Annotated in this window: 24 protein-coding genes; 12 read left to right on the top strand and 12 right to left on the bottom strand. The window is 63.7% G+C overall.

The genetic code is table 11. The annotated features are described in order from the left end of the window. Positions 1-217: 217 nt before the first annotated feature. The gene (locus B5V02_RS06315; RefSeq protein ID WP_111543309.1) at positions 218-1,564 is read right to left on the bottom strand and encodes a VpsF family polysaccharide biosynthesis protein; all 1,347 of its coding nucleotides are present in this window, start codon (positions 1,562-1,564) and stop codon (positions 218-220) included. A gap of 1 nt (position 1,565) precedes the next feature. Then, positions 1,566-3,674, bottom strand: coding sequence for a GumC family protein (locus tag B5V02_RS06310; RefSeq protein ID WP_111543308.1), 2,109 nt, complete (start codon positions 3,672-3,674; stop codon positions 1,566-1,568). A 250-nt stretch (positions 3,675-3,924) separates the two neighbouring features. On the opposite strand from B5V02_RS06310, the gene B5V02_RS06305 reads away from it, so the two are divergent. Together B5V02_RS06305 and B5V02_RS06300 are read left to right on the top strand one after the other, a co-directional pair. After that, positions 3,925-5,448, top strand: a complete 1,524-nt coding sequence (locus B5V02_RS06305) for a glucosamine inositolphosphorylceramide transferase family protein (RefSeq protein WP_111543307.1) — start codon at positions 3,925-3,927, stop codon at positions 5,446-5,448. Between the two features lie 118 nt (positions 5,449-5,566). Beyond that, on the top strand, positions 5,567-6,763 hold the full coding sequence (locus tag B5V02_RS06300) for an FAD-dependent oxidoreductase (RefSeq protein ID WP_111543778.1): 1,197 nt from the start codon (positions 5,567-5,569) through the stop codon (positions 6,761-6,763). Between the two features lie 18 nt (positions 6,764-6,781). On the opposite strand, the gene B5V02_RS06295 is transcribed toward B5V02_RS06300, so the two are convergent. From B5V02_RS06295 to B5V02_RS06275, 5 genes are all read right to left on the bottom strand, one after another. Then, on the bottom strand, positions 6,782-7,636 hold the full coding sequence (locus tag B5V02_RS06295; RefSeq protein WP_111543306.1) for a sugar phosphate isomerase/epimerase family protein: 855 nt from the start codon (positions 7,634-7,636) through the stop codon (positions 6,782-6,784). 5 nt (positions 7,637-7,641) lie between these two features. Then, positions 7,642-8,418 (bottom strand): ATP-binding cassette domain-containing protein, encoded by a 777-nt coding sequence (locus B5V02_RS06290; protein WP_111543305.1) that lies wholly within the window; start codon positions 8,416-8,418, stop codon positions 7,642-7,644. Further along, positions 8,415-9,407 carry an ABC transporter permease gene (locus B5V02_RS06285; protein ID WP_111543304.1) on the bottom strand — a complete coding sequence of 331 codons (993 nt, stop codon included), beginning with the start codon at positions 9,405-9,407 and terminating at the stop codon, positions 8,415-8,417. The genes B5V02_RS06290 and B5V02_RS06285 overlap by 4 nt, the downstream gene beginning before the upstream one ends. A 135-nt stretch (positions 9,408-9,542) precedes the next feature. Then, positions 9,543-10,532 (bottom strand): sugar ABC transporter substrate-binding protein, encoded by a 990-nt coding sequence (locus B5V02_RS06280; protein WP_111543303.1) that lies wholly within the window; start codon positions 10,530-10,532, stop codon positions 9,543-9,545. Between the two features lie 77 nt (positions 10,533-10,609). Beyond that, complete coding sequence (locus B5V02_RS06275) at positions 10,610-11,689, bottom strand: LacI family DNA-binding transcriptional regulator (protein WP_111543302.1); 1,080 nt, start codon at positions 11,687-11,689, stop codon at positions 10,610-10,612. A 200-nt stretch (positions 11,690-11,889) separates the two neighbouring features. On the opposite strand from B5V02_RS06275, the gene B5V02_RS06270 reads away from it, so the two are divergent. After that, complete coding sequence (locus B5V02_RS06270; RefSeq protein ID WP_111543301.1) at positions 11,890-12,921, top strand: hydroxyacid dehydrogenase; 1,032 nt, start codon at positions 11,890-11,892, stop codon at positions 12,919-12,921. Positions 12,922-12,934: 13 nt separating this feature from the next. Here B5V02_RS06270 and B5V02_RS06265 read toward each other — a convergent pair whose 3' ends face one another. Then, positions 12,935-13,129, bottom strand: a complete 195-nt coding sequence (locus B5V02_RS06265) for a hypothetical protein (protein WP_111543300.1) — start codon at positions 13,127-13,129, stop codon at positions 12,935-12,937. A 172-nt stretch (positions 13,130-13,301) separates the two neighbouring features. On the opposite strand from B5V02_RS06265, the gene B5V02_RS06260 reads away from it, so the two are divergent. Next, positions 13,302-13,496: a hypothetical protein gene (locus B5V02_RS06260; RefSeq protein WP_111543299.1), complete on the top strand. Its 195-nt coding sequence runs from the start codon at positions 13,302-13,304 to the stop codon at positions 13,494-13,496. Between the two features lie 57 nt (positions 13,497-13,553). On the opposite strand, the gene B5V02_RS06255 is transcribed toward B5V02_RS06260, so the two are convergent. Beyond that, positions 13,554-13,763, bottom strand: coding sequence for a hypothetical protein (locus B5V02_RS06255; RefSeq protein ID WP_111543298.1), 210 nt, complete (start codon positions 13,761-13,763; stop codon positions 13,554-13,556). Further along, positions 13,760-13,975 carry a hypothetical protein gene (locus tag B5V02_RS06250; protein ID WP_111543297.1) on the bottom strand — a complete coding sequence of 72 codons (216 nt, stop codon included), beginning with the start codon at positions 13,973-13,975 and terminating at the stop codon, positions 13,760-13,762. Before B5V02_RS06250 ends, B5V02_RS06255 begins: the two co-directional genes overlap by 4 nt. A 469-nt stretch (positions 13,976-14,444) precedes the next feature. On the opposite strand from B5V02_RS06250, the gene B5V02_RS06245 reads away from it, so the two are divergent. Beyond that, a complete protein-coding gene (locus tag B5V02_RS06245; protein WP_111543296.1) occupies positions 14,445-15,188 on the top strand; it encodes a Crp/Fnr family transcriptional regulator in 744 nt (247 codons plus the stop codon). On the opposite strand, the gene B5V02_RS06240 is transcribed toward B5V02_RS06245, so the two are convergent. After that, positions 15,189-15,503 (bottom strand): hypothetical protein, encoded by a 315-nt coding sequence (locus tag B5V02_RS06240; protein ID WP_167458377.1) that lies wholly within the window; start codon positions 15,501-15,503, stop codon positions 15,189-15,191. A gap of 233 nt (positions 15,504-15,736) precedes the next feature. Here B5V02_RS06240 and B5V02_RS06235 point away from each other — a divergent pair, with 233 nt between their 5' ends. Next, positions 15,737-16,477: a helix-turn-helix domain-containing protein gene (locus B5V02_RS06235; protein WP_111543295.1), complete on the top strand. Its 741-nt coding sequence runs from the start codon at positions 15,737-15,739 to the stop codon at positions 16,475-16,477. A 24-nt stretch (positions 16,478-16,501) separates the two neighbouring features. On the opposite strand, the gene B5V02_RS06230 is transcribed toward B5V02_RS06235, so the two are convergent. Beyond that, entirely contained in the window at positions 16,502-17,173 is a 672-nt protein-coding gene (locus B5V02_RS06230; RefSeq protein WP_111543777.1) for a GntR family transcriptional regulator, read from the bottom strand. A 142-nt stretch (positions 17,174-17,315) separates the two neighbouring features. Here B5V02_RS06230 and B5V02_RS06225 point away from each other — a divergent pair, with 142 nt between their 5' ends. The 6 genes from B5V02_RS06225 (at position 17,316) to B5V02_RS06200 (ending at position 24,284) form a co-directional block, all read left to right on the top strand. Then, positions 17,316-17,903 carry an amino acid synthesis family protein gene (locus B5V02_RS06225; RefSeq protein ID WP_111543294.1) on the top strand — a complete coding sequence of 196 codons (588 nt, stop codon included), beginning with the start codon at positions 17,316-17,318 and terminating at the stop codon, positions 17,901-17,903. Then, positions 17,896-19,683 carry an alpha/beta fold hydrolase gene (locus B5V02_RS06220; RefSeq protein WP_111543293.1) on the top strand — a complete coding sequence of 596 codons (1,788 nt, stop codon included), beginning with the start codon at positions 17,896-17,898 and terminating at the stop codon, positions 19,681-19,683. The genes B5V02_RS06225 and B5V02_RS06220 overlap by 8 nt, the downstream gene beginning before the upstream one ends. 5 nt (positions 19,684-19,688) lie before the next feature. Further along, positions 19,689-20,747, top strand: a complete 1,059-nt coding sequence (locus B5V02_RS06215; protein ID WP_111543292.1) for an LLM class flavin-dependent oxidoreductase — start codon at positions 19,689-19,691, stop codon at positions 20,745-20,747. After that, positions 20,744-22,222 carry an aldehyde dehydrogenase gene (locus B5V02_RS06210; RefSeq protein ID WP_111543291.1) on the top strand — a complete coding sequence of 493 codons (1,479 nt, stop codon included), beginning with the start codon at positions 20,744-20,746 and terminating at the stop codon, positions 22,220-22,222. Before B5V02_RS06215 ends, B5V02_RS06210 begins: the two co-directional genes overlap by 4 nt. Positions 22,223-22,305: 83 nt before the next feature. Then, the gene (locus B5V02_RS06205) at positions 22,306-23,355 is read left to right on the top strand and encodes an ABC transporter substrate-binding protein (protein ID WP_425374371.1); all 1,050 of its coding nucleotides are present in this window, start codon (positions 22,306-22,308) and stop codon (positions 23,353-23,355) included. Between the two features lie 68 nt (positions 23,356-23,423). Then, positions 23,424-24,284, top strand: a complete 861-nt coding sequence (locus tag B5V02_RS06200; protein ID WP_111543290.1) for an ABC transporter permease — start codon at positions 23,424-23,426, stop codon at positions 24,282-24,284.

Below are 24,284 nucleotides of genomic sequence, written 5' to 3'. Positions count from 1 at the left end.
CACTAAGGTCGGCTTTCTGGCCAAGAAAGGCCTTAGGGCTTCTTGACGGCAAAAGTCCGACAAGTGTCAGCATCACGACGATGCTCGTACCGGCGTGAAGGTCCGCTATTGAATATCTGAGGCCAGAAGCTGCCAGTCAGCTTTGGGCCCAATCCCGGCCATTGGCGGCAGCCAGTTTGATTGAGCTTTGTGAAACGGCTTTCCGTCCGCAATTGCGTTAAAAAGATATAGAGCGGTTCTGCGTTTCCGCGAAAGGACGAACCGCTTTGACCGGCCTGATCACCGAGCGCGCCGGCCGGTAAAGGGCAAGGCACAGCACCGCGACCTTGGTGAGGAGCGTGGTCTTGGAGGAGATGCTTTCCGAGGTGTTGAGAAGAATGAGCCAGCCCACCACCGGCAGCCAGACGCCAGGATGGCAGCGGCGCGCCACCTCATGCATGAACAGCCCGAAGCTGGACATCATCAAAAGGGTGAAGAAGGCGCCCTGGTAGACCGTCATGCGGATGAATGGGTTCTCGATACCCCATTCAAGGCCGTTGATCCGGCGCAGGCTCTCGACGAGATCGATACTTGGCCCGACAATCACATCGCGCAGTTCCAGATAGTTGAAGATCTCGAACATCTCGACGCGGGCATTGGCACTGCCTCCATCCGAAACGAAACGGCCAAGCAGCGCATCGAAAAAGCCCTGCGAGGCCAATACGGCGATGGCAACCGGCAGCAGCGCGGCCAGCATCATCGCCAGGGCAGCGCCGAGCAGGTTGACGCGTCCCGTGCGCAATTTGCGAAAGCCGTGGAAAAGCACATAGCAGCCGCCCAGCAGGATGGTCACCACCATCGCCGACCGGCCGCCGAACGCAACGAGTGCCGCGCATTGCAGGCCGATCATCGCCAGCCGCAGCGGAGCCGGCAGCGATCTTGAGCCGCTCAAAAGCGCAAGCACGTAGATCGACGTCATCGTGGCGTTGGAAAGCGGATGCCCCTGCAGCGCGCTCGAACGCAGATCGGTGGCAAACACCTCGCCATCGAAACGATAGGGAAACACCAGTGTCTTGGTGGCGAATTCGACAAGGGCGAGCAGCGCATTGACCGTCATGACCGCGTGAATGACGGTGCGCAGCCGCGCGAATGTCCATTCGTCATCTTCGCCGAGCAGGAGCACCAGCAGCCCGGAAGCCACGAAAGTGTCGATCATGCCGGCCATGCCTGGACGTTGCCTGACGATGACGACGACCAGGAGCACGACGGCGATGACGATCATCAGCGCGGTGGCCGGCCGCCTGTCGGCGACGTGAACGAGGTAGCCGACCGGATTGCCGAACGTGCACGAACGCCAGGCAAACAGCAGGATTATGAGATAGGTGGAGGGATGTATCTTGGTCGCCGCGCTGCCTGACAGGCCGTCGTAATTGTAGCCCAGCAGCCAGAGCATGCCGCCCGAGACGCTGAACAGCACTAGCACGGCTGCGATCAGTCCAAACTGGGTCACCACATCGACGGAGGTGCCGGCGCGGGGCGCGGCAGCGCCGAAATTCGAGGCGGTTCCGCTCCAGCCGGAGGCCATGTCAGGCCGCCTCGTCGACCAGCAAGGCGCCTGTCGGCACCCGCCCCATGACGGAAATCGCCTGCATCGTCGCCGTCACATCACGCATCGGCGTGGCGTTCAACCTGGCGACGAGCACAATCTCGTCGACCATGGCGACAAGCGGCGAGGCATTCAGATTCTCGGCGAGCGCGCCGCCATCGACGACGACGAGTTCGAAACTCCGGCTCGCCTGGGCCAGCATATGCTGCGCGAAGTAGACGCCGTGCGCTTCCTGGAAGATCGCCTTCGGCCGGCCCCTGCCCAAAAGGGCAACGTTGCTGCCCGGGGCGTAACGGCTGACGGCTTCAAACGCATACTCGCCGCGCAACACATCGAGTATCCCGGGCTGCGGGTCCATCTGGCCGTTGCTGGTGTTGGTATCGACGAACAGGACCCGGCTGCCCCTGGCCGCCGCGGCGTTGGCGATGAGCCGTGCGATCCTGTTGCGTTGCTGGCCATCTTCTGGCGGCGACGTCACGAGGATCGACGGCACCAGCGGCCAATCCGGCGGACGCCGGCCCGAATTGAACATGCGCCGGAGCGCGAGCCCCACGACGGCGTCCGTCTTCTGGCTGGACGCGACGGACGAACTCCCGGCGAAAGGCCACCAGCGCCGTCCCGCCTTCGCTCCCGCCGGCAGGATGCCAAGCACGGGGGCATCGATCGTGAATTGCATCTGGGCGCTGGAAAGCACTGTCGGCGAGGAGTACTCCGCAATCAGCGCCAGGCCGGTGCCCAGCCCCAATCCGCCAAACACAGCCCCAAACAAAAGCAGCCCCAGTGGCGGCCAGCTCTTTTTCTGGGCGGGCATGGCATCCGAAATGACGCGCGCGTTCGTGCTGTCGACGTTGACCTGCTCGCGCGTTTCCTGAGCCCGCTGCAGGTAGGTTGCGTAGACGGAACGGACCGCCTCGAGATCGCGCTGCAATTCGCGCAGCCGCACGGATGCCTGGTCGGTGTCGAGCGATTTGTTCTTGAGGCCGGCGACTTTCGTTTCCAGCGCCTGCTGGTTGGCAAGCGCCCGCTCGTAATCGGTCTCGGCGGCGGTCTGGATCCGGCCAAGTTCGCGCGCGATCAGCTGCCGCGTGTCACGCAGTTGCTGCTGCGCGGCGATCATCGAGGGATGGCGCGGTCCCAGTTCCGTGCCAAGCTGCGAGACCTGGTCGACAAGCGTAGCTTCCTGTGACCGCAGGCTCGAAATCACCGACGAGCGCATCGCTTCCGAGGTTGCGTCGGGTGTGCCGCTCTGCTTGCGCATCTGGTCGACCTGCGCCTTCAGCGTCGCGGTGCGGCTTTGCGCCGCCGAAAGCTGCGTGTTGAGCTCGGTCAGTTCCTGGTCGCTGACCAGATTGCCTGCTGCCATCACCATGTTGTTGGCGGACTTGTAGGCCTCGACAGCATTTTCGGCCTGCTGAACGCGCTTGCGCTGTTCGTCCAGCCGCGCGGTGATCGCCTTCGACGCATCGGTGGCGGATTGCGCGCGCGCGCTCGCCTGGTCGGCCAGATAGGCTTGTGCGATGGCGTTGGCCAGAAGTGCGGCCTTGTCGGCGCTCTTGGCGGTGACGATCACGTCGATGACCAGGACCTTGTCCGCCCGCTTCACCGCAAGGCGCCGGCGCAATGCGTCGAGCGTTTCCACCGTCCTGTCGGTCGCGGCCGAACCCGAACCGAGGACGCGCGACAGCATGCCCTGCCCGTTGAATTCCGGATCCTCGGTCAGTTTGGTCGCCGCGATCGCCCGCAGCAGCACGCCCGTCGACTGGACGACGCTGACCTGGCTTTCAACCTGCGTGATGCCGCCATCGGGCGCCAGCCCGCTCGGATTGATATCGTTGGTGACCACTTGCAGGTCCTGCGGATCGATGATGATTTCCGCCACCGAGCTGTAGAGCGCGGGGGTGAGGAGGCCATAGAGCAGGGTTGCGAGCGTCAGCAGCACGGCGGTGCCGATGATCCAGAGGCGACGGCGCACCAAAATGCGCTTCAGATCGCCAAGCTCGACGGTCGAAGGTGCGTATGATCCCGCTGGTTCCACCGATCCTGCTTCCGGAAAGTATTGCTGAGGCACCATGGGCAGAGATGATAGCATAGCTGCCTCCTACAATACTCCATTTGCCTGCAAGACCAAATCGCGGGCATGAGCCTAGCTATTACTCCAATTGTTAAAACATTATTAATTATGTTCACAGCTCCGGTGAATTTTGGCACGGAGTTTGCTTAGAAGGAAAACGGAGTGTTGAGATTGCAAAACTGAGCAGGAGTCGGACATAGATGGGGCAACACTTCAACCGAGCCGGCCGCGTCGGCAATGACATGTGCCAAACCGTCGGGCGTTCGATATGCGGGTAAGCCTTCGCCTGGACAGCCAATGCGTCCGCGCTTTTCATGTCATGTTGCTTCAGCGCCTGGCCTCGCTTCCGGATGTGACGCTGTTCGTCGACGCCCGGCCGGCTGGCGGCGGCATCCCGCGCAGCGCCGCGGCCTTGTTCCAACTTGAAACAGCAATACATGGCTTGCCCCGCGATGGGCTGGCCAGGCAAGTGCCACTTTTAGAACTCGCTCCCTACCGCACGGAGCAGCTCTCACCCGACCTGGTGCTCGACCTCTGCGGTGACGTCAGGCTGGAAGGCACGCGAGTCTGGCGCGTCACCTACGATGGCGCCAGTGGAGAAGCGGCCTTGCTGGCCTTGATCCTCAACGGCCAGACGCCACTTGCCCGGATCGAGGAAAACGGCGTTGCAATTGCCGCCGGTCGCCTGGGAACCGAGTATGGCGGCATCGCGCTGGCTTCCTTCCAGGACATGCTGGCGCGCACGGCAAGCCTGATCGTCGCGGCGATGACAAATGCGGCAAAGACCGTGCCGGTGCTGCCCGAGCCGGCGCAGGCTGGCGCCCCGCCGCCAATACCCACGGCCGCCAAGCTTGGCGTCAGGGCGGGCAAGGCGCTGGCGCGGCGGATCGTCCAGAAGATCTACCATCTTTGCTACAACGCCCCGCACTGGAAGGTCGGCTGGCGAGAAACCAAGGGCCGGGATCTGTTCGACCTGCGCGCGCATCCGGCATCGGGCTGGAACGTGCTGCCGGACGATGGCAGCCGCTTCTACGCCGATCCGTTCCCGATCCTGCATCAGGGTCAGTTAACCCTGTTCGTCGAGGACTATATCCACCGGCTCGGCAAGGCCATCATCTCGGCTGTGCCGTTCGGTCCGGCCGGGCCGCTTGGCCGCCCTGAGCCCGTGCTCGAACTGCCCTATCATCTCTCCTACCCCTTCGTCTTCGAGCGCGACGGCGAGGTCTGGATGGTGCCGGAAAGCTGCGCCAACGGTACGGTCGACCTCTACCGGGCGACCGCGTTCCCGGGTGGCTGGGTCAAGGAGGCGACGCTGCTGTCCGACGTCGTCGCCAGCGACGCCACTCTGGTCGAGCATGGCGGCGCCTGGTGGATGTTCGCCACCGTCCGGGACGGTGAGGGCACCATCCGGGATGGCGCAGGCGCCTTCTCCGACGCGCTTCATCTGTGGTCGGCACCCGAATTTCGCGGCCCCTGGACGCCGCATCCGAACAATCCCGTGCTGATCGACATCGCCTCGGCGCGCCCGGCCGGCCGCATGGTGAAACGAGGCGACCAATTGCTGCGACCGGTGCAGGACTGTCGCAGGAGTTATGGCGCGGCTCTCGGCATTGCACGCATTTCTCACCTTGATTTGATCGGCATGGAGCAAGTCGTTGAGACGATCTTAAATCCAGGTGCGCTATGGGGTGGGCGCAAGCTTCACACGCTCAACGAGGCGGGCGGCTTCGAGTTCATCGACGGTTCGGCGATCGCACCGCGCTGGAAGCAGAGAGGAGGCGGCCGGTATTAACCTAAAGCTTGGTTACTACCAGTCGCGCGCGCAGGTTGCTTGAGGTTGATTTGGGTCCGAGCGTATTTTCCACCACAGATTGCAGAGAGGAAAGATGACCAGCGGAAAGGGCAGTGAAATGAGTACCGCAGAAGCTGGCCCAGCCGAAGTCGACGTGGCGATCGTCGGCGCCGGACTGGCCGGCACCACCTTGGCAGCGGTGCTTGGCAAAGCCGGCCGCAAGGTGGCGTTGATCGATCCGCACCGCGTCCACCACCCCGAGTTCCGGGCCGAGAAGATCGGCAGGAAGCAGATGCAGCTGTTCGAAAGGCTGGGCCTCGATGCGACGGTTCTGCCTCTCGTCACCCCGATAGAAGAGGTGCACATCTTTCGCCTTGGGCAATTGTTCGCGCGCGAAACCAATCACGAATTTGGATTTTCCTATGGCGCGCTGATCAACGGCCTGCGCGACGCCCTGCCGCCGCAAGTTCCGTTGACGGTGGGCAAGGTCGCCGAGATCACCACCGGACCGGACAGGCAGCGGCTTGTGCTCGTCGACGGCGCCATCATCGACGCGCGTCTTGTGGTGGTGGCCACCGGCCACAGCGAAGCGGTGCGGCGCGCCATCGGCGTGAACCGCATGGAAGAATCCAAGGCGTTTTCGCTATCGATCGGCTTCGACCTCGCCATCTCGCCGCGTGACTGCGCCTATCGGTCCGTCACCTGCTACGGCAAACGGGCCGGGGATCGTATCGCCTATATCACCGTCTTTCCCATCGGCAACAAGATGCGGGCGAACATGTTCGTCTACCGGCAAGTGGCCGAGCCGTGGACAAGGGCGTTTCGTGAGGAACCGCAAAAGATGCTTTGCGAGCTGATGCCCGAGATATCAGCGCAATGCGGCAACTTCGAGGTCGCAGGTCCCGTCGAGGTCAGGCAGATCAATCTGACCACGACGCAAGGCCACCGCCGCGACGGAGTGGTCTTCGTCGGCGACGCCTTCTTGACGACGTGTCCAACGCCGGGCGTCGGCATCGAACGGGTGATGACCGATGTCGGTCAGCTCTGTTCGGTTCACATTCCGCGCTGGCTCGAAACACCAGGAATGGCGGCTGACAAGATCAGTGCTTTCTATGACGACCCGGTCAAGATCGCCGCCGATGAGAACGGCATGAGATCCAGCATCTACTCCAAGGCGATCACCACCGGCACAGGGCTGGAATGGCGCATCCGCCGGCTTCGCAACAACACCGCGCGCCAACTGATGATCGTCGGCCGCAAGATACGGCATTTGGGACAGCGGCGGGCAACAGCTGTCGCAGGCGAAGTGTCATAGAACACCCGGCCGCCCGGGTCACCCCAGCGTCAATCCCGCCTTCCGCGCTTCCTCGCGCAGGAACGGCAGGCCGACGCCGATGACATCGTCGGGATTGTCGGCCACCGGCCGCCATACCGCCAGCCCACCGGCAATGTCGACATCGACATGGTTCATGCTTTCCAGCGTGATGGCGCCGGTGTAGCCGATGGCGGCGATCGCCTTCATGCAGGCCGCCCAGTTGAGCATGCCGCGCCCCGGCACGCCGCGATTGGCTTCGGAGACATGGACGTAGCCGAGGTAAGGTGCCGCGGCGCGGAATCCGGCCTCAAAGCTCTCCTCCTCGATATGCATGTGATAGGTGTCGAGATGGATGAAGATGTTGTCGGCGCCGACGCGCTCGATGATCCCTGCCGCGTCGATGCCGCGATTGATCAGATGCGTCTCGTAGCGGTTGCAGGGCTCGATGCCGAGCTTCAGCCCATGCGCCTTGGCCGCCTTGGCGGCGCGCGCGAGGAAGCGGCATATGCCGTCGATTTCCTCCGTGGTTGGCCCGCGTCCGGAAGTCTTGCCGATCGTGCCGTAGGTGACGCCGCCAAGCGCTTCACTGCCCACCGCTTCGCAGACGCTGAAGGCAGGTTCCAGGAAGGCCAGCGCCTCGTCCGGCCGCGCCACCACGTCGAGCGACGCCGGCAGGCCGAGCGACGGGATCAGCTCGACGCCTTGCCGCTCGGCGAAGGCGCGCGTGCGTTCGGTGTCGATCTCCTCCGGGCGCAGCAGCGGGATCTCCAGGAGGCCGATGCCGAGCCCCTTCAGCCGCTCCATCTGCGGCTCGATCAGGTCGAGATCCCAGACCGGGGCAATGGCGAAAGTGTGCAGTCCAAAAACATTCATCAGCTCTAGCCTCTCTGTTCATGCGCCGCCGCGGCGCTGGTGTCGCCGCCGCCGACGATGCGGCCGACGACTTCATTCATGTTGGTTTTGGCGGTGACCAGATTGGCCTCGGCGCGGCCGTGACGCAGCACCACGATGCGGTCGGTGACCGCCAGCACGTCGTTCAGCCGATGCGAGATCAAGATGACGGCGATGCCTTCCGACTTCAGCCTCCGGATGAGGTCGAGCACGCTCTGCACCTCGCGCACGGCGAGCGCCGCCGTCGGCTCGTCCATGATGACCAGCCGGGGATTGAAGGTCAGCGCCCTGGCGATCGCCACCGTCTGCTGCTGGCCGCCCGAGAACGAGCCGACCGAGCGGTTGATCGACGGCAGATGCGCGCCCAGCCGCTCGATCATTTTCGCCGCCTGGCGGTCCATCTCGGCCTTGTCGACAAAGCCCGGGAGAAAGCCGAACAGCTTCTTTGTCGGCTCGCGGCCGAGGAAGATGTTGGCGGCAACGTCCTGCTGTTTGGCCAGCGACAGGTCCTGGTAGATCATCTCGATGCCGAGCTGGCGCCGCTGGCCGGGGTCGAGCGGCAGGATGTCCTTGCCGCCGAGTTCGATCGAGCCGGTGTCGGCGCGATAGATGCCGGTGATGGTCTTCATCAGCGTCGACTTGCCGGCGCCATTGTCGCCGACGAGGCCGATCACTTCGCCCGCCTCGACACTGAGGTCGACGCCATGCAGCACATCGACGGCGCCAAAGCTCTTGCGGATGCCCTGCAGGGTGAGAAGGGTCATACGCGTGACTCCTTCCTGACCTGATACTGGTCGATGAACACCGCCAGGATCAGCACCGCGCCGATCGCCATCTGCTGGTAATAGGATTGCACCGCCAGCAGCGTCAGCCCGTTCTGCAACACGCCCATGATCAGCGCGCCGATCATGGTGCCGAGGATCGAGGCGCGGCCGCCGAACAGGTTGGTGCCGCCAATGATCGCCGCGGTGATCGCGGTCAGCTCGTAGTTGATGCCGGCGGTGGGGTCGCCGGCATTGACGCGGGCGGTGAACAGCAAGCCGGCAAGGCCGGCGAGTGCTCCCGACAGCGTGTAGATGATGCGGCGATGGTGTTCGACGCGGATGCCGGCGGCACGCGCTGCGCCCTCGCTGTCGCCGAGCGCCAGCGTGTGGCGGCCAAAGCGCGTATAGGCAAGCAGGCAGTGCGCCACGACGGCCGTCAGCACCAGCAGGATAACCGGCATCGGAATGCCGAACGGCCGGCCCTGGCCGATATAGACGATTTCCGGCGGCAGGCCGTAGATCGCCCTGCCCTGCGAGATGACCAACGCCAGCCCGCGCGCCAGGCCGAGCATGCCGAGCGTGACGATGAAAGCCGGCACGAAGGCGCGGGTGACGAGCTGGCCGTTGATGTAGCCGGCAAGCCCGCCGGCGATGATGCAGGCTGAGACCGCGAACACCGACGGCCAGCCGAGATTGACCGCGACGAAAGCGCCGGCGACGCCGGCCAGCCCCATCACCGAGCCGAGCGACAGGTCGAGCCCGCCCGAGCCAATGACGAAGGTGGCGGCGATCGCCAGCACGCCGATCGTCGATGTGGCCAGCAGAATGTTGAGGAAATTGCTGAGCGACAGGAAGTAGGGTGACAGCACCGCCATGACGGCGCTGAGTGCCACAAGCACCAGCAGCGATTCCAGCCTTATATGCAGCCGTTCGACGGATGCGCGCTGCACCTTGGCCCAGAAACCGGGCTGCGCCATGTCAGAAGCCATTTTTTGCACCTTTGAGAGAGGGCAGCAAGGCAGTAGGCAGTAGGGATTAGGCAGTAGTGAATAAGAGATCGATCTGAGCGGGACGAACCGCTGACTTTCCCCTACTGCCCTACTGCCTACTGCCTATTCCCTTCCTTACTTCACATATTCCAGCATCGGTTCCTTGCCGGCGTCGATCACGTCCTTGGTCAGCACCAGGGTCGGCACGGCGATGCTGTCCTCGACCTTGTCGCCGGCCAGTGCCTTCTTGACGTTTTCGACCGCCTGCTTGCCGACGAGGTAGGGCAGTTGCGCCACCGAGGCATTGAGCCGGCCATCCTTGATCGACTTGACCGCATCCGAATTGCCGTCGACGCCGATGATCGTCACCTGCGGGCCTTTGCCGGCGGCGTAGACGGATTCGACAGCACCGAGCGCCATGCCGTCATTGGCGCAGAAGATGGCAACGAGGTCAGGATGCGCCGTCAGCGTGTCGGTGGCGATCGAGGCCGCCTTGCCGCGGTCCCAGTCACCCGGCAGCGAAGCGACGATCTCCAGCCCCGGCGCCAGTTCCTTGAGCTTGTCGGCAAAGCCCTTGGCGCGCTTCTCGCCGGTGATGTTGCCCGACAGGCCCTCGATCACCAGCACAGGCCCCTTGGCGTCCTTGCCGAGCTTGGAGACGAGATATTCCGCCCCTTGCGCACCGGCCGCACCATTGTCGGAACCGATATGGAAGGTCACCTTGATGCCTTCCTTGTCGAGCACCGCCTGGTCGAGATTGTTGTCGAGGTCGACGATCTTGACGCCGGCCTCCTGCGCCGCCTTCAGGCACGGCAACAGATTGGTCGAGTTGATCGCGGCGGTGATCATCGCCGCCGGCTTGCGCTCCAGCATGGTGTTGCACAGGTTGAGCTGCGGCTCGGCCGCCTGGTCGCTTTCGGCCGCCTGCTGGAAATACCTCACGCCGGCTTCCTTGGCGCCTGCTTCGACGCCCTGCGCCATCGCGCCCCAGAACGGATTGGCCAGCGTCTTCATCAGCACGCCGTATTCGGCGTCGTCGGCCTTGGCCACGGAGATGGCCGAGAACGCGATTGCCGCGCCCAAGGCCAAAGTAAATCGATTTATCTTCAGAACGAACGGCGTCATTTCATTTCTCCTCCGGTTGATGTCTTGTGCCGCGAGCCGAGGCCAGGTGCAGCGCTACTGCCTGTCGACAATGGGGGCTATTGTCGGTTTCCTCCCCCGGAATGCGGGCCGTTGCCTGGCGAGCCAACGGATTCCCGCATCAAAACCTGGCAAGGCTCGAGCCGCGCTCTCGGCGGCCCCTCCCCACCTTCAATCCTGGCGAACAACGCCTCCATGGCGTGGCCGGCGATCTGGCGCACCGGCTGCACCACGGCGGCGATGGCCGGCCATGTCACCTGCATCCATTCGGCATCGTCGAAGCCGACCAGAGAAATGTCGTTGGGACAGTGCCAGCCGCGCCGGCGGAACTCGGACAGCGCCACCAGCGTGCCCTTGAGGAACAGCGAATAGACGGCCGTCGGGCGGTTGCCCCTGCTCCCACCCTCGCCTTGATCGAAGTAGTCGCGCAATTGCGCCCGCAGCGGTTCGACATCGCTTTCGGCAAGCACGACGTCGATGCGGACATCCGGCGCCAGCGCCAATGCGGTGCCACGGAAGCCGTCGAGGCGAGCGCGCACGGTCGCCGCCTGTTCGCCAAGGCCGACAACCAGGATGTGGCGGTGGCCCTTGCCGATCAGCTCGCGCGCCACCTCGGCACTTGCCGCCGCACTATCGGCCGACACGGTGTCGAAGGCGTCGTCAGACAGCACGCGGTCGATCAGCACGCCGGTCATGCCGTTGGCCTTCATGAATTCAGCCGCCGGGCCGTGCTCGTTGCGCACCGGCGCCAGCACCACGCCGGCCACCCGCCAGTCATGCATGCGTTCGAGGATTTCCTTTTCGCGCGCTTCGGATTCGCGGCTCGATGCGGCCACCAGCGTATAGCCGCGCTGCTCGGCCAGGCTTTCGAGCTGCGTGACCATCTGGCCGAAGAACTCGCTCTCGAACTCGGGCATGATGGCGCCGATGATGCGGCGCTTGGCCCGCCGCATGTCGGAGGCCAGCGGATCGACGCGATAGCCCAAAAGCTCGACGGCATCGAAGACGCGCTGCGCATTCTCGGGCTTCACCGTGGTGACGCCGGCCATGACCTTGGAGACGGTGGCGGCCGACACGCCGGCATGGCTTGCCACGTCGTGGATCGACGGACGCCGCTGCTGGGCCTGCCTATGCGCCATTGGTCCTCCTCCCGAGGCGCGAACGTCAGCATTTTTCGTCCGCTGCCAAATGAGTAAATCGATTTTTCGCAGTTGTAAATCGTTTAATCAGAGGTATTTTGTCTCCGTGCACGTCGCCCAAAAGTGTGCAGCGGTTTTGGGACAACGACATGCACAAACTAAAAAATGTGCGATGAGGATCGCGCCGGGAGGAATTGCCAATGTCAAACAACACCTTGCCGCTGGTGATCAGCGCGCCGGAACCGCGCACGCTTGACCTCATCTTCACGCCGCCGCAACTGCTGCGCCTGCGGAAAAAATACCGCATCGTCGAGACGACGCCCGATGGCGTGGCGAAGTTGCCGGCCGATGTGCTGGCTGAAGCCCGCTACATCGTCGGCCAGCCGCCGATCACGCCTGAAACGCTCGAGAAGATGAAGGCACTGCGCTGCGTCTTCAATGTCGAGACCAACCTGATCAACAACATGCCTTACGAGACGCTGTTTGCGCGCGGCATCCATGTCGTCACCACCGGCCTGGTCTTCGCCGAGCCGGTGGCCGAGCTTGGCCTGGCCATGGCGCTCAACCTCGCCCGCAACATCGTCGATGCCGACCTCGCCTTCCGCCACGGCGAGGAGTTGTGGGGCGGCGACGGCAACCAGACCGCCCGGCTGCTTTCGGGCGCCGATGTCGGCATCATCGGCTTCGGCGATCTCGGCCGCGCGCTGAACCGGCTGCTGTCGGGCTTCCGCCCCCACACAAAAGTCTTCGATCCCTGGCTGCCGCCATCGATCCTGATCGACAACGGCGTCGAGCCGGCCTCGCTCGACGAGGTGCTGTCGCAGAGCGACTTCGTCTTCGTCGTCGCCTCGGTGACCAGCGAGAACCAGGGCTTTCTTGGCGCGGATGCCTTTGCCAGCATGCGCAAAGGGGCAGCCTTCATCCTGCTCAGCCGCGCCGGCGTCGTCGACTTCCCCGCACTGATGGCGGCGGTCAAAAGCGGCCACATCGTCGCCGCCAGCGACGTCTTCCCGGAAGAGCCGCTGGCGCAGGATCATCCGGTGCGTGCGCTTTCCGGCTTCCTGCGCTCGGCCCACCGTGCCGGCGCGCTCGACATCGCCTTCAAGCGCATGGGCGACATGGTGCTGGAGGACATGGACCTGATCGATCGCGGCCTGCCGCCGCTGCGCTCCAAGCGCGCCGAACGCGAGACGGTGTCGAGCATGCGTTCGAAGCCGGTGGATAAGAACTGACGGGTAGCAACGGCTACTTGCGCACGATCCAGTCGAGAATGTCCGGATCGATCTCGTCAAGCTCGGTCAATTCACGCGCCAAAAGCCGGGCGTGCATGCGCCATTCCCTTTCGGCGATGCGCTTTTCCACAACCGATTTTCTGAAGGCGCCGCGAAGAATCTCGCAGTCGAAAGCCGATATCCTGTCGCCTGAATAGTCATCTGCCATTTCAGTCACCGCATAGAGGGCGGGAGCACCTGAGTTGGCTACCAAACGTCCGTGTGCCGTAGGAGGCGGACGACGTGAGAAGCGTACGCTTTCGTACAGAAATGGCGAGTCAATTCACATGGGGAACGTTATCATCGCTCTATAGGTTGTAGCTCCCAAGGGAGGACTACCGGTGTCAGACCAGCCCAGTGTTGTCGACACTCTCCGGGTTGTCAGGGAGTTCCTGCGCCTTGCCCGCAAGGCCGTGGTCGATGCGCGCCATATCGAGGCGATGATTGAAATCGATACCCTTATGCAGATTGCTCAGGTTGAAACGGATAGACAGATTGCCGTCCTCGAACGAGCCGCTGGTTCGTCAAAGATATAGTTGCGGCGCGCATTGCTGATAGGCGCGGTGGAAACGGCAGCCGGCCCAGGCGTATCGTCAGCGTTCATTGCTGCTTTTCGATCTCCGGGCGACTGCTTCCAAAAAAGAGCGTGCGGCAGCGTCACAGGCCGTTCTGGATGGTCCGTTTGCGAACAGCAACACCTCCGCGGCCTTCTGCGACATGCCGTGCTTCTTTGCAAAGACCGCTGTGTCGTAAGGCAGGTTTTCAGTCCCGGGGGTCGAGGAGGTGACCCGGACTTTGGTCATTGGCGAGTCCACCTGAAACTCTCAAGCAATTCGGTTTCATTGCTGCAGCCATTCTCGAAAAGCGAGAACACCGTGGCTGCGAGCTGCTGCACGTCCGGCTCCGGCGACTTCGGGTCCAGTTTGCGCTCGGAGCAGACCTGATCGAAGACGCGTTGGCACAGTTGCAGATCGGAAGGATAGAAGCCGGGATGGCGCTTGTTAAGGCTGGACATGAGAAGCCCCGCTCGGAGCAGCGACCCACTTGCCTGACGCTGTGGTTCGAAAAATGAAATCGAGCGCAGGACGAGTCAATATCCCCGCTCCAACCGTAAAAATCGTACACTCTTCTCGCTGGCCGGAAGACCTGCGCGGGTCGTTGGCCACGCTTTCGAACGGTTCGCCGACCGACATAGAGCTTTGTCGTTAGCCGGCGGATTTTATCGACCGTCCTCGTGATCGGAAGCTCCCAAGGGATATGTCGGTTTTGTACCAAGAGGTGCTTGGTACGTTTCCGACACTAACGCGCAGGTCGATCTTTTCGTATGCGAAACGGACGTTGGGGGGACGCCGTGCATCGAATTCCATACTGTATTCCTAGGTTTCTTCGTTCAGAGCGCCTATATACAGGCCATCGTCGGCACGTTGTTACGGGCGCGGACGGCTGGGAGATCGGATGGCTCTTGCCCTGCAGTGGGCCGCGCCATGACTAATCCCGATAAAAAATCTGAACCCGACGAGAACCACCAATACCGAAATCAACTGTTGCGGCGCATGTCTGCGGATGATCTGGCGCTGCTCGAGCCGCATATGCGGCGTTGCGATCTGCCGCTGCGCATGATGCTGGTGACCCCCAATGTGCCGATCGAGGCCGTCTACTTCATCGAACAGGGCATTGGTTCGGTGGTCGCCAGGACGACGAGCGGCCACGAGGCCGAAGTGGGCTTCATCGGTTTCGAAGGCATGACCGGATCTTCCCTGGTGATGGGCGACGACCGTGCGGCGCACGCCTGCTTCGTGCAACTCGAAGGCCAAGCCATCCGCATCGAAGCCGGCCCTTTCAATGCAGTGCTAGAGGCAAGTGCGACCTTGCGACTGTTCCTGCTGCGCTTCGTCAATTCCCTGCAGACCCAGACCGGCTGCACCGCGCTCGTCAACGCACGGTTGAAGCTCGAGGAGCGGCTGGCGCGCTGGCTGCTCATGTGCGACGACCGGGTGCCCGGCGAAAGCCTCGCCATCACCCATGAATTCCTGGCCATCATGCTTGGTGTACGGCGGCCAGGCGTCACCGTTGCGCTCCAGCTGCTGGAAGGCCGTGCGCTGATCCGCTCGCGTCGCGGCGAGATCGTCATTCGCGACCGTGCCGGGTTGGAAGAACTCGCCAATGGCAGTTACGGCGAAGCCGAGGCCGAATATGTCAGGCTGATCGGCGAGTTCGGCGCGGCCTGATCAAGAGCGATCGCGCGGCGCCGCCGGCTTGCCCGATGGTGTCGCTTTGCCCGATGGTGTCACTTTGGACCGTGCCACACCGCCTTCAAAGGCATCCGTCGCGCTGTGCCGGCCAATCGGCCCATCTCTGCCAATTGGCAACCCGGCATGCTCCAGGCTTGCGAGCTTGCATTTCGCCTGTTCGGCCGCCGCTCCGACAAGGCAATCGATGGCGAACATGGCGCCGGCGTGGTCGCTCGCGGCGACCGCCTGGCGTATCTTGCTCAATTGCGTGTGCGTATAGCCCAGAAGCTCGACCAGGTCGGTATGATCCAAACCGCCCTCCATCATACGATGTCGAGTGGCCGGTAGAGGTCGCTCTTGGCAGTGGAATACGCCCATTTGCATGGCTTGCATAGCTAAACTGTCAAAAACGTACAGTCTGCGCACCGCTGGTTGCGGTATTGGCCGAAGGTCCCATTCGCGAAATCATCCCGACGTGCGAGATTGCTGTAATATAAGCTTCCGCTTGTATAAGCGGTCCGTACGTCAGTCGCGGGGGCGATGTCGTGCCAATTCGCGAGAACCTCGCAGCCAACCTCAGGCGGCTGATCCAACGCCACGCTTCCGTGAGTGCGGTGTGCCGTGAGGTTGGCATCAACCGCACCCAGTTCGAGCGCTATCTGCAAGGCCAGGCCATTCCGAACAAGGCCACCGCCAGGCTGATCTGCGATTATTTCAAGATCGACGAGAACGAACTGTATCGCGAGCCCGCTGCCGCGGCGGCCAGCGACGGCCACGCATCGCTGCGCCAGACGCTTTACGAGAACATGGTGCGTCCCCCCTCGCCCGCCATCGCCAGTGGCACCTATTTCACCTATTTTTCGGTCCCCGGCCGCCCCGACCTTCTGATGCGCTCGGTCACCTTCGTGCGGCGTGAGGCCGAGCTGGTCACCTTCAGGCGAGTGACGCGCTGGGCTCCAGGCGACAGCCAGGGCGGAGCACGGGCGCCCGGCAACCATTACGGCGTGGTGATCTCGCGCCTGAACTGGATCTATTTCAGCGGCATCAACAGCCGCCAGACCGGCGAGCCGTCGATCATAGCCGTGCAATGGGCCCCCATCTCGGAACCGGTCCTGGTCGGCAGGGCCATCGTCCTGACCGGACCGGGGCCAGCCTTCGTGTCGGTCATCATGCGGCAGGACGTCACCAGGATCAGCCTGAGACAGGCGATGCGCATGGCCCATATCGTCAGGCTCGACGATCCCGGCGTCGATCATCTGGTGGCCAGCCTCGCGCGCGAGGCTTGATGCACCGGCGGCGGGCGTTCGCGGTCAGCCAAGACGAAGCGTGTTGCGTGCGATCTGCCAGGCGGATTCGACGTGCCGCCGGGCCGCCGCCTCCGCCTGGTCCGGCTTGCGCGACCTGATGGCATCCATGATTTCGGTCATTTCGGCGATCGCCGGCTCGCGGCGGTTCTCCGACGCGATGGTCATCGAGCGCAGCTGGTTGATGCGGACATTCAGACCCGTCACGATTTCCCAGGCAATGCGCTTGTCGGCCGCCTCGAACAGCGTTTCGTAGAACTTGGTCGTCGCCCGCATCACCTCGACCGGCGCGCCTGACGCCCACGCATCAAGCAGGTTCGTCAAGGCGGCATCGAGCGAAGCGATCTGCGCGTCGGTGGCCGATAGTGCGCAAGTCCGCGCCGCGATGCCCTCCAGCAGCGCCCGCAATTCGTAGATTTCGTCGGTACGGCCGAGATCCGGCTTGGCCACGGCAGGCCCATGGCCCGGTATCATCTGCACCAGGCCTTCCGCCTCCAGCTGCCGCAGAACCTCGCGCACGACGGAACGGCTCACCCCGAGCTGATCGCAAAGCGGCCGCTCGACCAGTCTCTCGCCGGGCTGGAAATGGAAGCCCATGATCGCCTCGCGCATGCGCTCCAGCGCCAGCGTCCTCAACGTCTTGGCAGAGCGGTCGATCCGCAGCGTATCGTCTGACATTTTTTCTCCGCCTTCCTTCGCGCCGCCACAAAACAGATTCCGAAGCCGATTGACAAGGTCCTTGGTGCTCCATAGCATGGTATACCATAAGACGATACAGTGATGACGGCGCCGCATGGCGCCATCGCGACCGAGGACTTTCATGAAACCGGCCATTCGAAAGACCGTCACCTACATCGAGAACACGCTTATCGAGGGCGGCAAGGCGGCGCCGAAACCGTTGCGCCTGATCGGCGTTGCCGCGGTGTTGACGAACCCCTGGGCCGGCCGCGGTTTCACCGAAGACCTGTCGCCGGAGATCCGCGCCTTTGCTCCCGTCCTCGGCGAATTGCTGACCCGCGAGATCATTGCCGTCGCCGGCTCGGGCGAGGCGATAGAAGGCTATGGCAAGGCTGCGATCTGCGGCACTTCGGGCGAGATCGAGCACGCATCGGCGCTGATCCATACGCTGCACTTCGGCAATCACTATCGTCGCGCAGTGGGCGCCAAGACCTATCTCGCCTTCACCAACCTGCGCGGCGGGCCGAACACGCCGATCATGATCCCGCTGATGGACAAGAACGACGAGGGCCGCCGCTCCCACTATCTGACCGTGCATTTCCAGATCGGCGACGCGCCCGCGCCCGACGAGCTGGTGGTGGCGCTTGGCGCTTCGGTCGGCGGCCGCCCGCACCACCGTATCGGCGACCGCTATCAGGACCTCAAGGAGGTCGGAGATCTGCATGGCTGATATCGCCGCCTCCGCATGGGTCCGCAACACGGCTCCGGACGGCACCGGCTTCATCCGCGCCGGCTCCGGCGCGCCGGTTCTGCTCATTCACGGCGTTGGCATGAACGCGACGATCTGGCAGGGTCAGATCGCGTCGATGAAAGACCGCCACGACCTGATCGCTATCGACATGCTCGGCCACGGCGTTTCGCCTCTGCCACCGGAGAATGCCACGCTGTCGGATTTCGCCGATCAGGCGCTGCGTCTTCTCGACCATCTCGGTCTCGCTTCGGTATCGATCGTCGGCCATTCGATGGGCGCGCTGGTCGCCCTGGAAATCGCCCTTCGCGCGCCTTCGCGCGTCCACTCCATCGTTTGCCTCAACGCGGTCTTCCGCCGCCCCCCGGCCCTGGCGCAGGCCGTGCGCGAACGCGCGGCCGCGCTCGGCGCGCATGGCGATGCTTCGGCCGTCGCGGCAACGCTTGCCCGCTGGTTCGGCGACCCGCTGCCGGAGAGCCTTGCCGGGGCGGCCGCCACAGCACGCACCGCCCTTGAAGGCGTCGACGCGCAAGGCTACGCACGCACCTATCGCCTCTTTGCCCGTGCCGATGCCGACCATGCCGACGCGCTGGCGGGGCTCGCCGCACCAGCCCTGTTCATGACCGGCTCGCAGGACAGCAATTCGACCCCGGCCATGTCTGCGGCCATGGCGCGGCTCGCGCCGCACGGCCAATGCCTGGTGCTCAGCGGAGAAAGGCACATGATGGCAATAGCCTCCCCCGAAAAGGTGACCCAACACATCAGCGCCTTTCTCGACGCCGGGGAAGCCGAGAAGCCGCAGGCCGATGCCGCGTTCGACAGCGGCGAATTCCGGCGCGCGCTCGGCTCCTTCCTGACCGGCGTCACCATCGTCACCACGATCGGGGCTGAAGGCGAACCGCGCGGCTTCACCGCCAACTCCTTCACCTCGGTCTCGCTCGAACCGCCGCTGGTGCTTGTCTGCATCGCCAAGAAGGCGCTGGGACACAGCGCCTTCTCGACATCGAAAGGCTTCGCCATCAACATCTTGTCGGAGAGCCAGAAGGCCCACTCCGGCATCTTTGCCTCCAAGGCCGCCGACAAGTTCGCAGCAGTGGCCTGGCAACCGGGCCAGACCGGCAATCCCCTGATCGACGGTTCGGTTGCGGTGTTCGATTGCGACATGCAGCAGCTGGTCGATGCCGGCGATCATTCGATCCTCATCGGCCGCGTCCGCGATTTCAGCCACAACGGAGCCCAGCCTCTCGGTTATTGCAGAGGCACCTATGTGACGCCCGGCCTCAGCCAGGAGGCGCTGGCGGCAGCGCCCCCCGATACGGAAGTCGGCGCCATTCTCGAGAACGAGGGCCGTGTGCTGTTCTTCGAAACGGCCGATGGGTTTCATGAATTGCCGGCCGGGCGCGGACTGGGCTCGCCGAAAGATGCGCGCAGCCTCAAGGGCCGCCTTGCCGCCAGGGCCATCGACGCCCAGCTCGGTTTCCTGTTCGCGGTGTGGGACGATGCCGCCGACCCCTCGCACACGCATGTCTACTATCGCGGAACGGTCGATGGCCCCTATTCCGACGATCGCCGTGTGCGGCTTGTTGACATCGAGCAGATTGCCGATCTCAGGATCGCCGACCCGGCGGTGCGCTCGATGCTTGCCCGCTATGCTCGCGAACGCATGGAAGATGCATTCGGCGTCTATGTCGGCAACGAGGTCGAAGGCGAAGTCCGGCCGCTCGCCAAGCCCTCGCCAGTTCTTCTTTCCGGTCGCGGGTGAAGCCGATGAAATTTTCGCTTTTCGTCCACATGGAGCGATCGGACCTGGCAAAGCCGCATTCCGAGCTTGTCGGCGAGCTGGAAGAACTGGTTGTGCAGGCCGAAGAGGCAGGCTTCGAGACCGCCTGGATCGGCGAGCATCACGGGATGGAATTCACCATCTCGCCCAACCCGTTCATCAACATCGCCTGGCTCGCCGCCAAGACCAGGCGGATCCGGCTCGGCACCGGAACCATCGTCGCGCCGTTCTGGCATCCGATCAAGCTTGCCGGCGAAGCGGCGATGGCCGACGTCATCACCGGCGGTCGTCTCGACATCGGCATTGCGCGCGGCGCCTATGCTTACGAATACGAGCGGCTTTTTCCCGGCCTCGAGGCCTGGGGCGCCGGCCAGCGCATGCGCGAGATGGTGCCGGCGATCCGCGGCCTGTGGGATGGCGATTTCGAACTCGCCGGCGAGTTCTGGTCGTTCCCTTCGACCACCTCGTCGCCCAAGCCGCTGCAAAAGCCTTATCCGCCGATCTGGGTGGCCGCGCGCGACCCCAACTCGCACGACTTCGCGGTTTCCAACGCTTGCAACGTCCAGGTGACGCCGCTGGCCTCTGGCGATGGCGAAGTGACCAGCCTGATGGAGCGCTTCAACACCGCTTGTGGTGCCCACCCCGACATAGCACGGCCCGAAATCATGCTCCTGATGCATACATTCGTCGCCGAGGACGCGGCCGATGCCGACCGCCTCGCGCAGGACCTGTCGCAGTTCTACTGCCAGTTCGGCGCCTGGTTCCAGAACAAGAAGCCGGTGCGCCAGGGCATATTGGAAACGCTGACCGATGCCGAGATCGCGGCCATGCCGCAATATGCGCCCGACAAGATCAGGCAGAACCTCGTCATCGGCGAAGCCGACGAGGTGATCGCCAGGCTGAAGGCTTACGAGGCGCTCGGCTACGACCAGTATTCGATCTGGATCGACAGCGGCCTTTCCCACCAGCGCAAGAAGAAGTCGCTGCAGCTCTTCATCGACAGGGTCATGCCGGCCTTCTCCGAGCCGAAAGCGGGATCGCGATGAGCACCGTCGAATTCAGGAACTACATAGATGGAAGCTTCGTCGAAGCGGCGGCGACCTTCGACAGCATCGACCCGTCGACCGGCACGGCATGGGCCAGGATGCCCGCTGCATCGTCTGATGACGTCGACCGCGCCATCGAAGCCGCTCACCGGGCGCTGCGCTCCGGCCCGTGGGCAGCGATGACGGCAACGGCGCGCGGCAAGCTTCTGGTGCGGCTCGGCGATCTCGTCGTCGCCAATGCCGACCGGCTGGCCGAACTCGAAACGCGCGACACCGGCAAGATCATCCGCGAGACCCGCGCCCAGATCGCCTATGTCGGCGACTACTACCGCTATTATGGCGGGCTGGCCGACAAGCATGAAGGCTCGTTTGTCCCCATCGACAAGGCGGACATGGAGGTGACGATCCGGCCTGAGCCGATCGGCGTCGTCGCGGCGGTCGTGCCATGGAATTCGCAACTCTTCCTGTCCGCCGTCAAGCTCGGGCCGGCGTTGGCGGCCGGCTGCACCGTCGTCCTCAAGGCATCGGAAGACGGCCCCGCCCCGTTGCTGGCCTTCGCTGAACTCGTCCATGAGGCCGGCTTTCCCGCAGGCAGCGTGAACATCCTGACCGGCTTCGGCCATGATTGCGGGCACCGCCTGACCAGCCATCCGCTCATCGCCCGTGTCGCCTTCACCGGTGGTCCGGCAACCGCCCGGCAGATCGTCAGGAACACGGCTGATAACCTTGCCTACACGACGCTTGAGCTCGGTGGCAAAAGTCCGGTTGTGGTGTTTGCCGATGCCGACCTGGACAGCGCCGCCAACGCGGTCGTCGCCGGCATCTTCGCCGCCACCGGCCAGAGCTGCGTCGCCGGCTCGCGCCTGCTGGTCGAGCGTTCGGTGAAGGACGAATTCCTCGCCCGGCTCAAGCACAAGGCCGAGGCGATCCGGATCGGCGACCCGCAAGATCCCGCAACCGAAATGGGACCGCTGGCCACGTCGCGGCAGCGCGAATGGATCGAGAAGGTCGTTGCGGCAAGCCTTGCCGCAGGTGGACGGCTGGTCACCGGCGGCGAAAGGCCCGCCGATGACGCCGGCGGCCTCTATTACGCGCCGACGATCATCGACGCCAATGACAACACCGGCTTGCCCTGCGTGCGCGAGGAGCTGTTCGGTCCCGTGCTCAGCGTTATCGCCTTCGATACGGAAGGCGAAGCCCTGGCGCTCGCCAACGATACGCCGTTCGGCCTGGCGTCCGGCGTGTTCACCACCAATCTCGCAAAAGCCCACCGCATGGCGCGCGGTATCCATGCCGGCGTGGTCTGGATCAACACCTATCGCGCCGTCTCGCCGCTGGTTCCGTTTGGCGGCTATGGCCAATCAGGCCTCGGCCGCGAAGGTGGCCTCGATGCGATCCGCGACTACACGCGTTCGAAGTCGGTGTGGATACGCATCTCGGACGACCCGATTCCCGATCCTTTTGTCATGCGGTAGCCGCCGCGGACGGGGATGCGCGATCAAGGCGAAAACGACCGATCGCGAACAGACAACAACGAAAACAAACAGAGGAGAACGACATGAAACTAATCATCACCGGCGTCCTTGCCCGCCTTCTTGCAACGACACTGCTCGCAACAACACTGCTCGCAACAACACTTCTGGCAACGACGGCCGCAAAGGCCGAGGACATGGTGTTCACCAGTTGGGGCGGAACGACCCAGGAAGCGCAGACCAAATCCTGGGCCGAACCGTTCACGGCCGCATCCGGCATCAAGGTCATGCAGGACGGCCCGACCGACTATGGCAAGCTGAAGGCGATGGTCGACAGCGGCAGCGTCAACTGGGATGTCGTCGACGTCGAGATGGATTTCGCCATCAAGGCGGCCAAGGACGGGCTGCTCGAGCCGATCGACTTCGCCGCCGTGCCGAAGGCCGACCTCGATCCGCGCTTCACCACCGATCATGCCGTCGGCAGCTTCTATTATTCCTTCGTGCTCGCCTGGAACAAGGGCGCCGTTTCGGGCGAACCGGCCGGCTGGGCCGACATGTTCGACCTGAAGAAATTCCCGGGCAAGCGGACCTTCTACAAATGGTCGGCGCCCGGCGTCATCGAGATCGCATTGCTGGCCGATGGCGTACCGGCCGACAAGCTCTATCCGCTCGATCTCGATCGCGCCTTCAAGAAGCTCGACACCATCAAGTCGGACATCGTCTGGTGGGGCGGCGGTGCGGAGTCGCAGCAATTGATCGCGTCCGGCGAAGCGACGTTCGGCCAGCTGTGGAACGGTCGTGTCTTTGCGCTGGAGAAGGATGGCGCCGATGTCGGCGTCTCCTGGAACCAGAATCTGACCGCAGCCGACGTCCTGGTGGTGCCGAAGGGCGCCAAGAACAAGGACACGGCGATGAAGTTCCTCGCCGCGGCGAGCAGCCCCGCCGGCCAGGCGAAATTCGCCGAGGCCAGCGGCTATGCGCCGATCAACACCAAGGCCAAGGCCGAGATGCCGGCAGATGCCGTCAAATCGCTGCCGGACGCCCATGTCGACGGACAGATCAATCTCGACATGAACTACTGGGCCGCCAATCGCGACACCATCGCGGCGCGCTGGTATGCCTGGCAGGCGAAATAAGCCTGCCCCTTGAACAGCAACGAACGAGACGGCGCGCGCCGTCTCGTTCCGTAGCCCGGATCGCTGCCATGTCGGTCGAAACACGTCGGAATTTTGGAACGGTGCGGCTGCCGGCAGGCTTCAATGGCCTGCTGCCGGCCCTGGTCCTGATCGTGCTGTTCTTCGTCATCCCGGTTCTGGCCCTGCTTTTGCGCAGCGTCACGGAGCCCGAGCCCGGCCTGCAGAACTACGCGGCCCTGCTTGGCGACGGCACCTATGCGCGGGTGTTCTTCAACACCTTCCTGGTCGCGTCGGTGGTCACGATCGTCACGGTGCTCGTCGCCTTTCCGGTTGCCTGGATGCTGGCGATCATGCCCTCGGCGCTGGCCTCGATCGTCTTCGGCGTCATCATCCTGTCGATGTGGACCAATCTCTTGACCCGCACCTATGCCTGGATGGTGCTGCTGCAGCGGACCGGCGTCATCAACCGGACGCTGATTGCCGCAGGCGTCATCGACCAGCCGCTGCCGCTCATCAACAATCTCACCGGCGTCACCATCGGCATGGTCTACATCATGCTGCCCTTCATGATCCTGCCGCTGGTCGGCACGTTGCGGGCGATCGATCCGATGACGCTGCGCGCCGCGGCACTGTGCGGCGCAAGTCCTTTCCAGGCATTCCGCCGCATCCTTTTGCCGCTGTCGCTGCCCGGCATAGCGGCCGGCGGCCTGATGGTCTTCGTCATGTCGCTCGGCTACTTCGTCACGCCGGCGCTGCTCGGCGGCACGTCGAACATGATGCTTGCCGAAATGATCGCGCAGATGATCCAGTCGCTGCTCAACTGGGGGCTCGGCAGCGCCGCCGCCTTCATCCTGCTTGTCGTCACCATGGCGCTCTATGCGCTGCAGCTGCGCCTCGTCGGCGCCAGGCGCATGAGCGGAGGCATCTGA

The organism is Mesorhizobium kowhaii (genome assembly GCF_003253745.1).
GTDB lineage: Bacteria > Pseudomonadota > Alphaproteobacteria > Rhizobiales > Rhizobiaceae > Mesorhizobium > Mesorhizobium kowhaii.
This window is presented reverse-complemented; position numbering and strand designations above follow the sequence as displayed.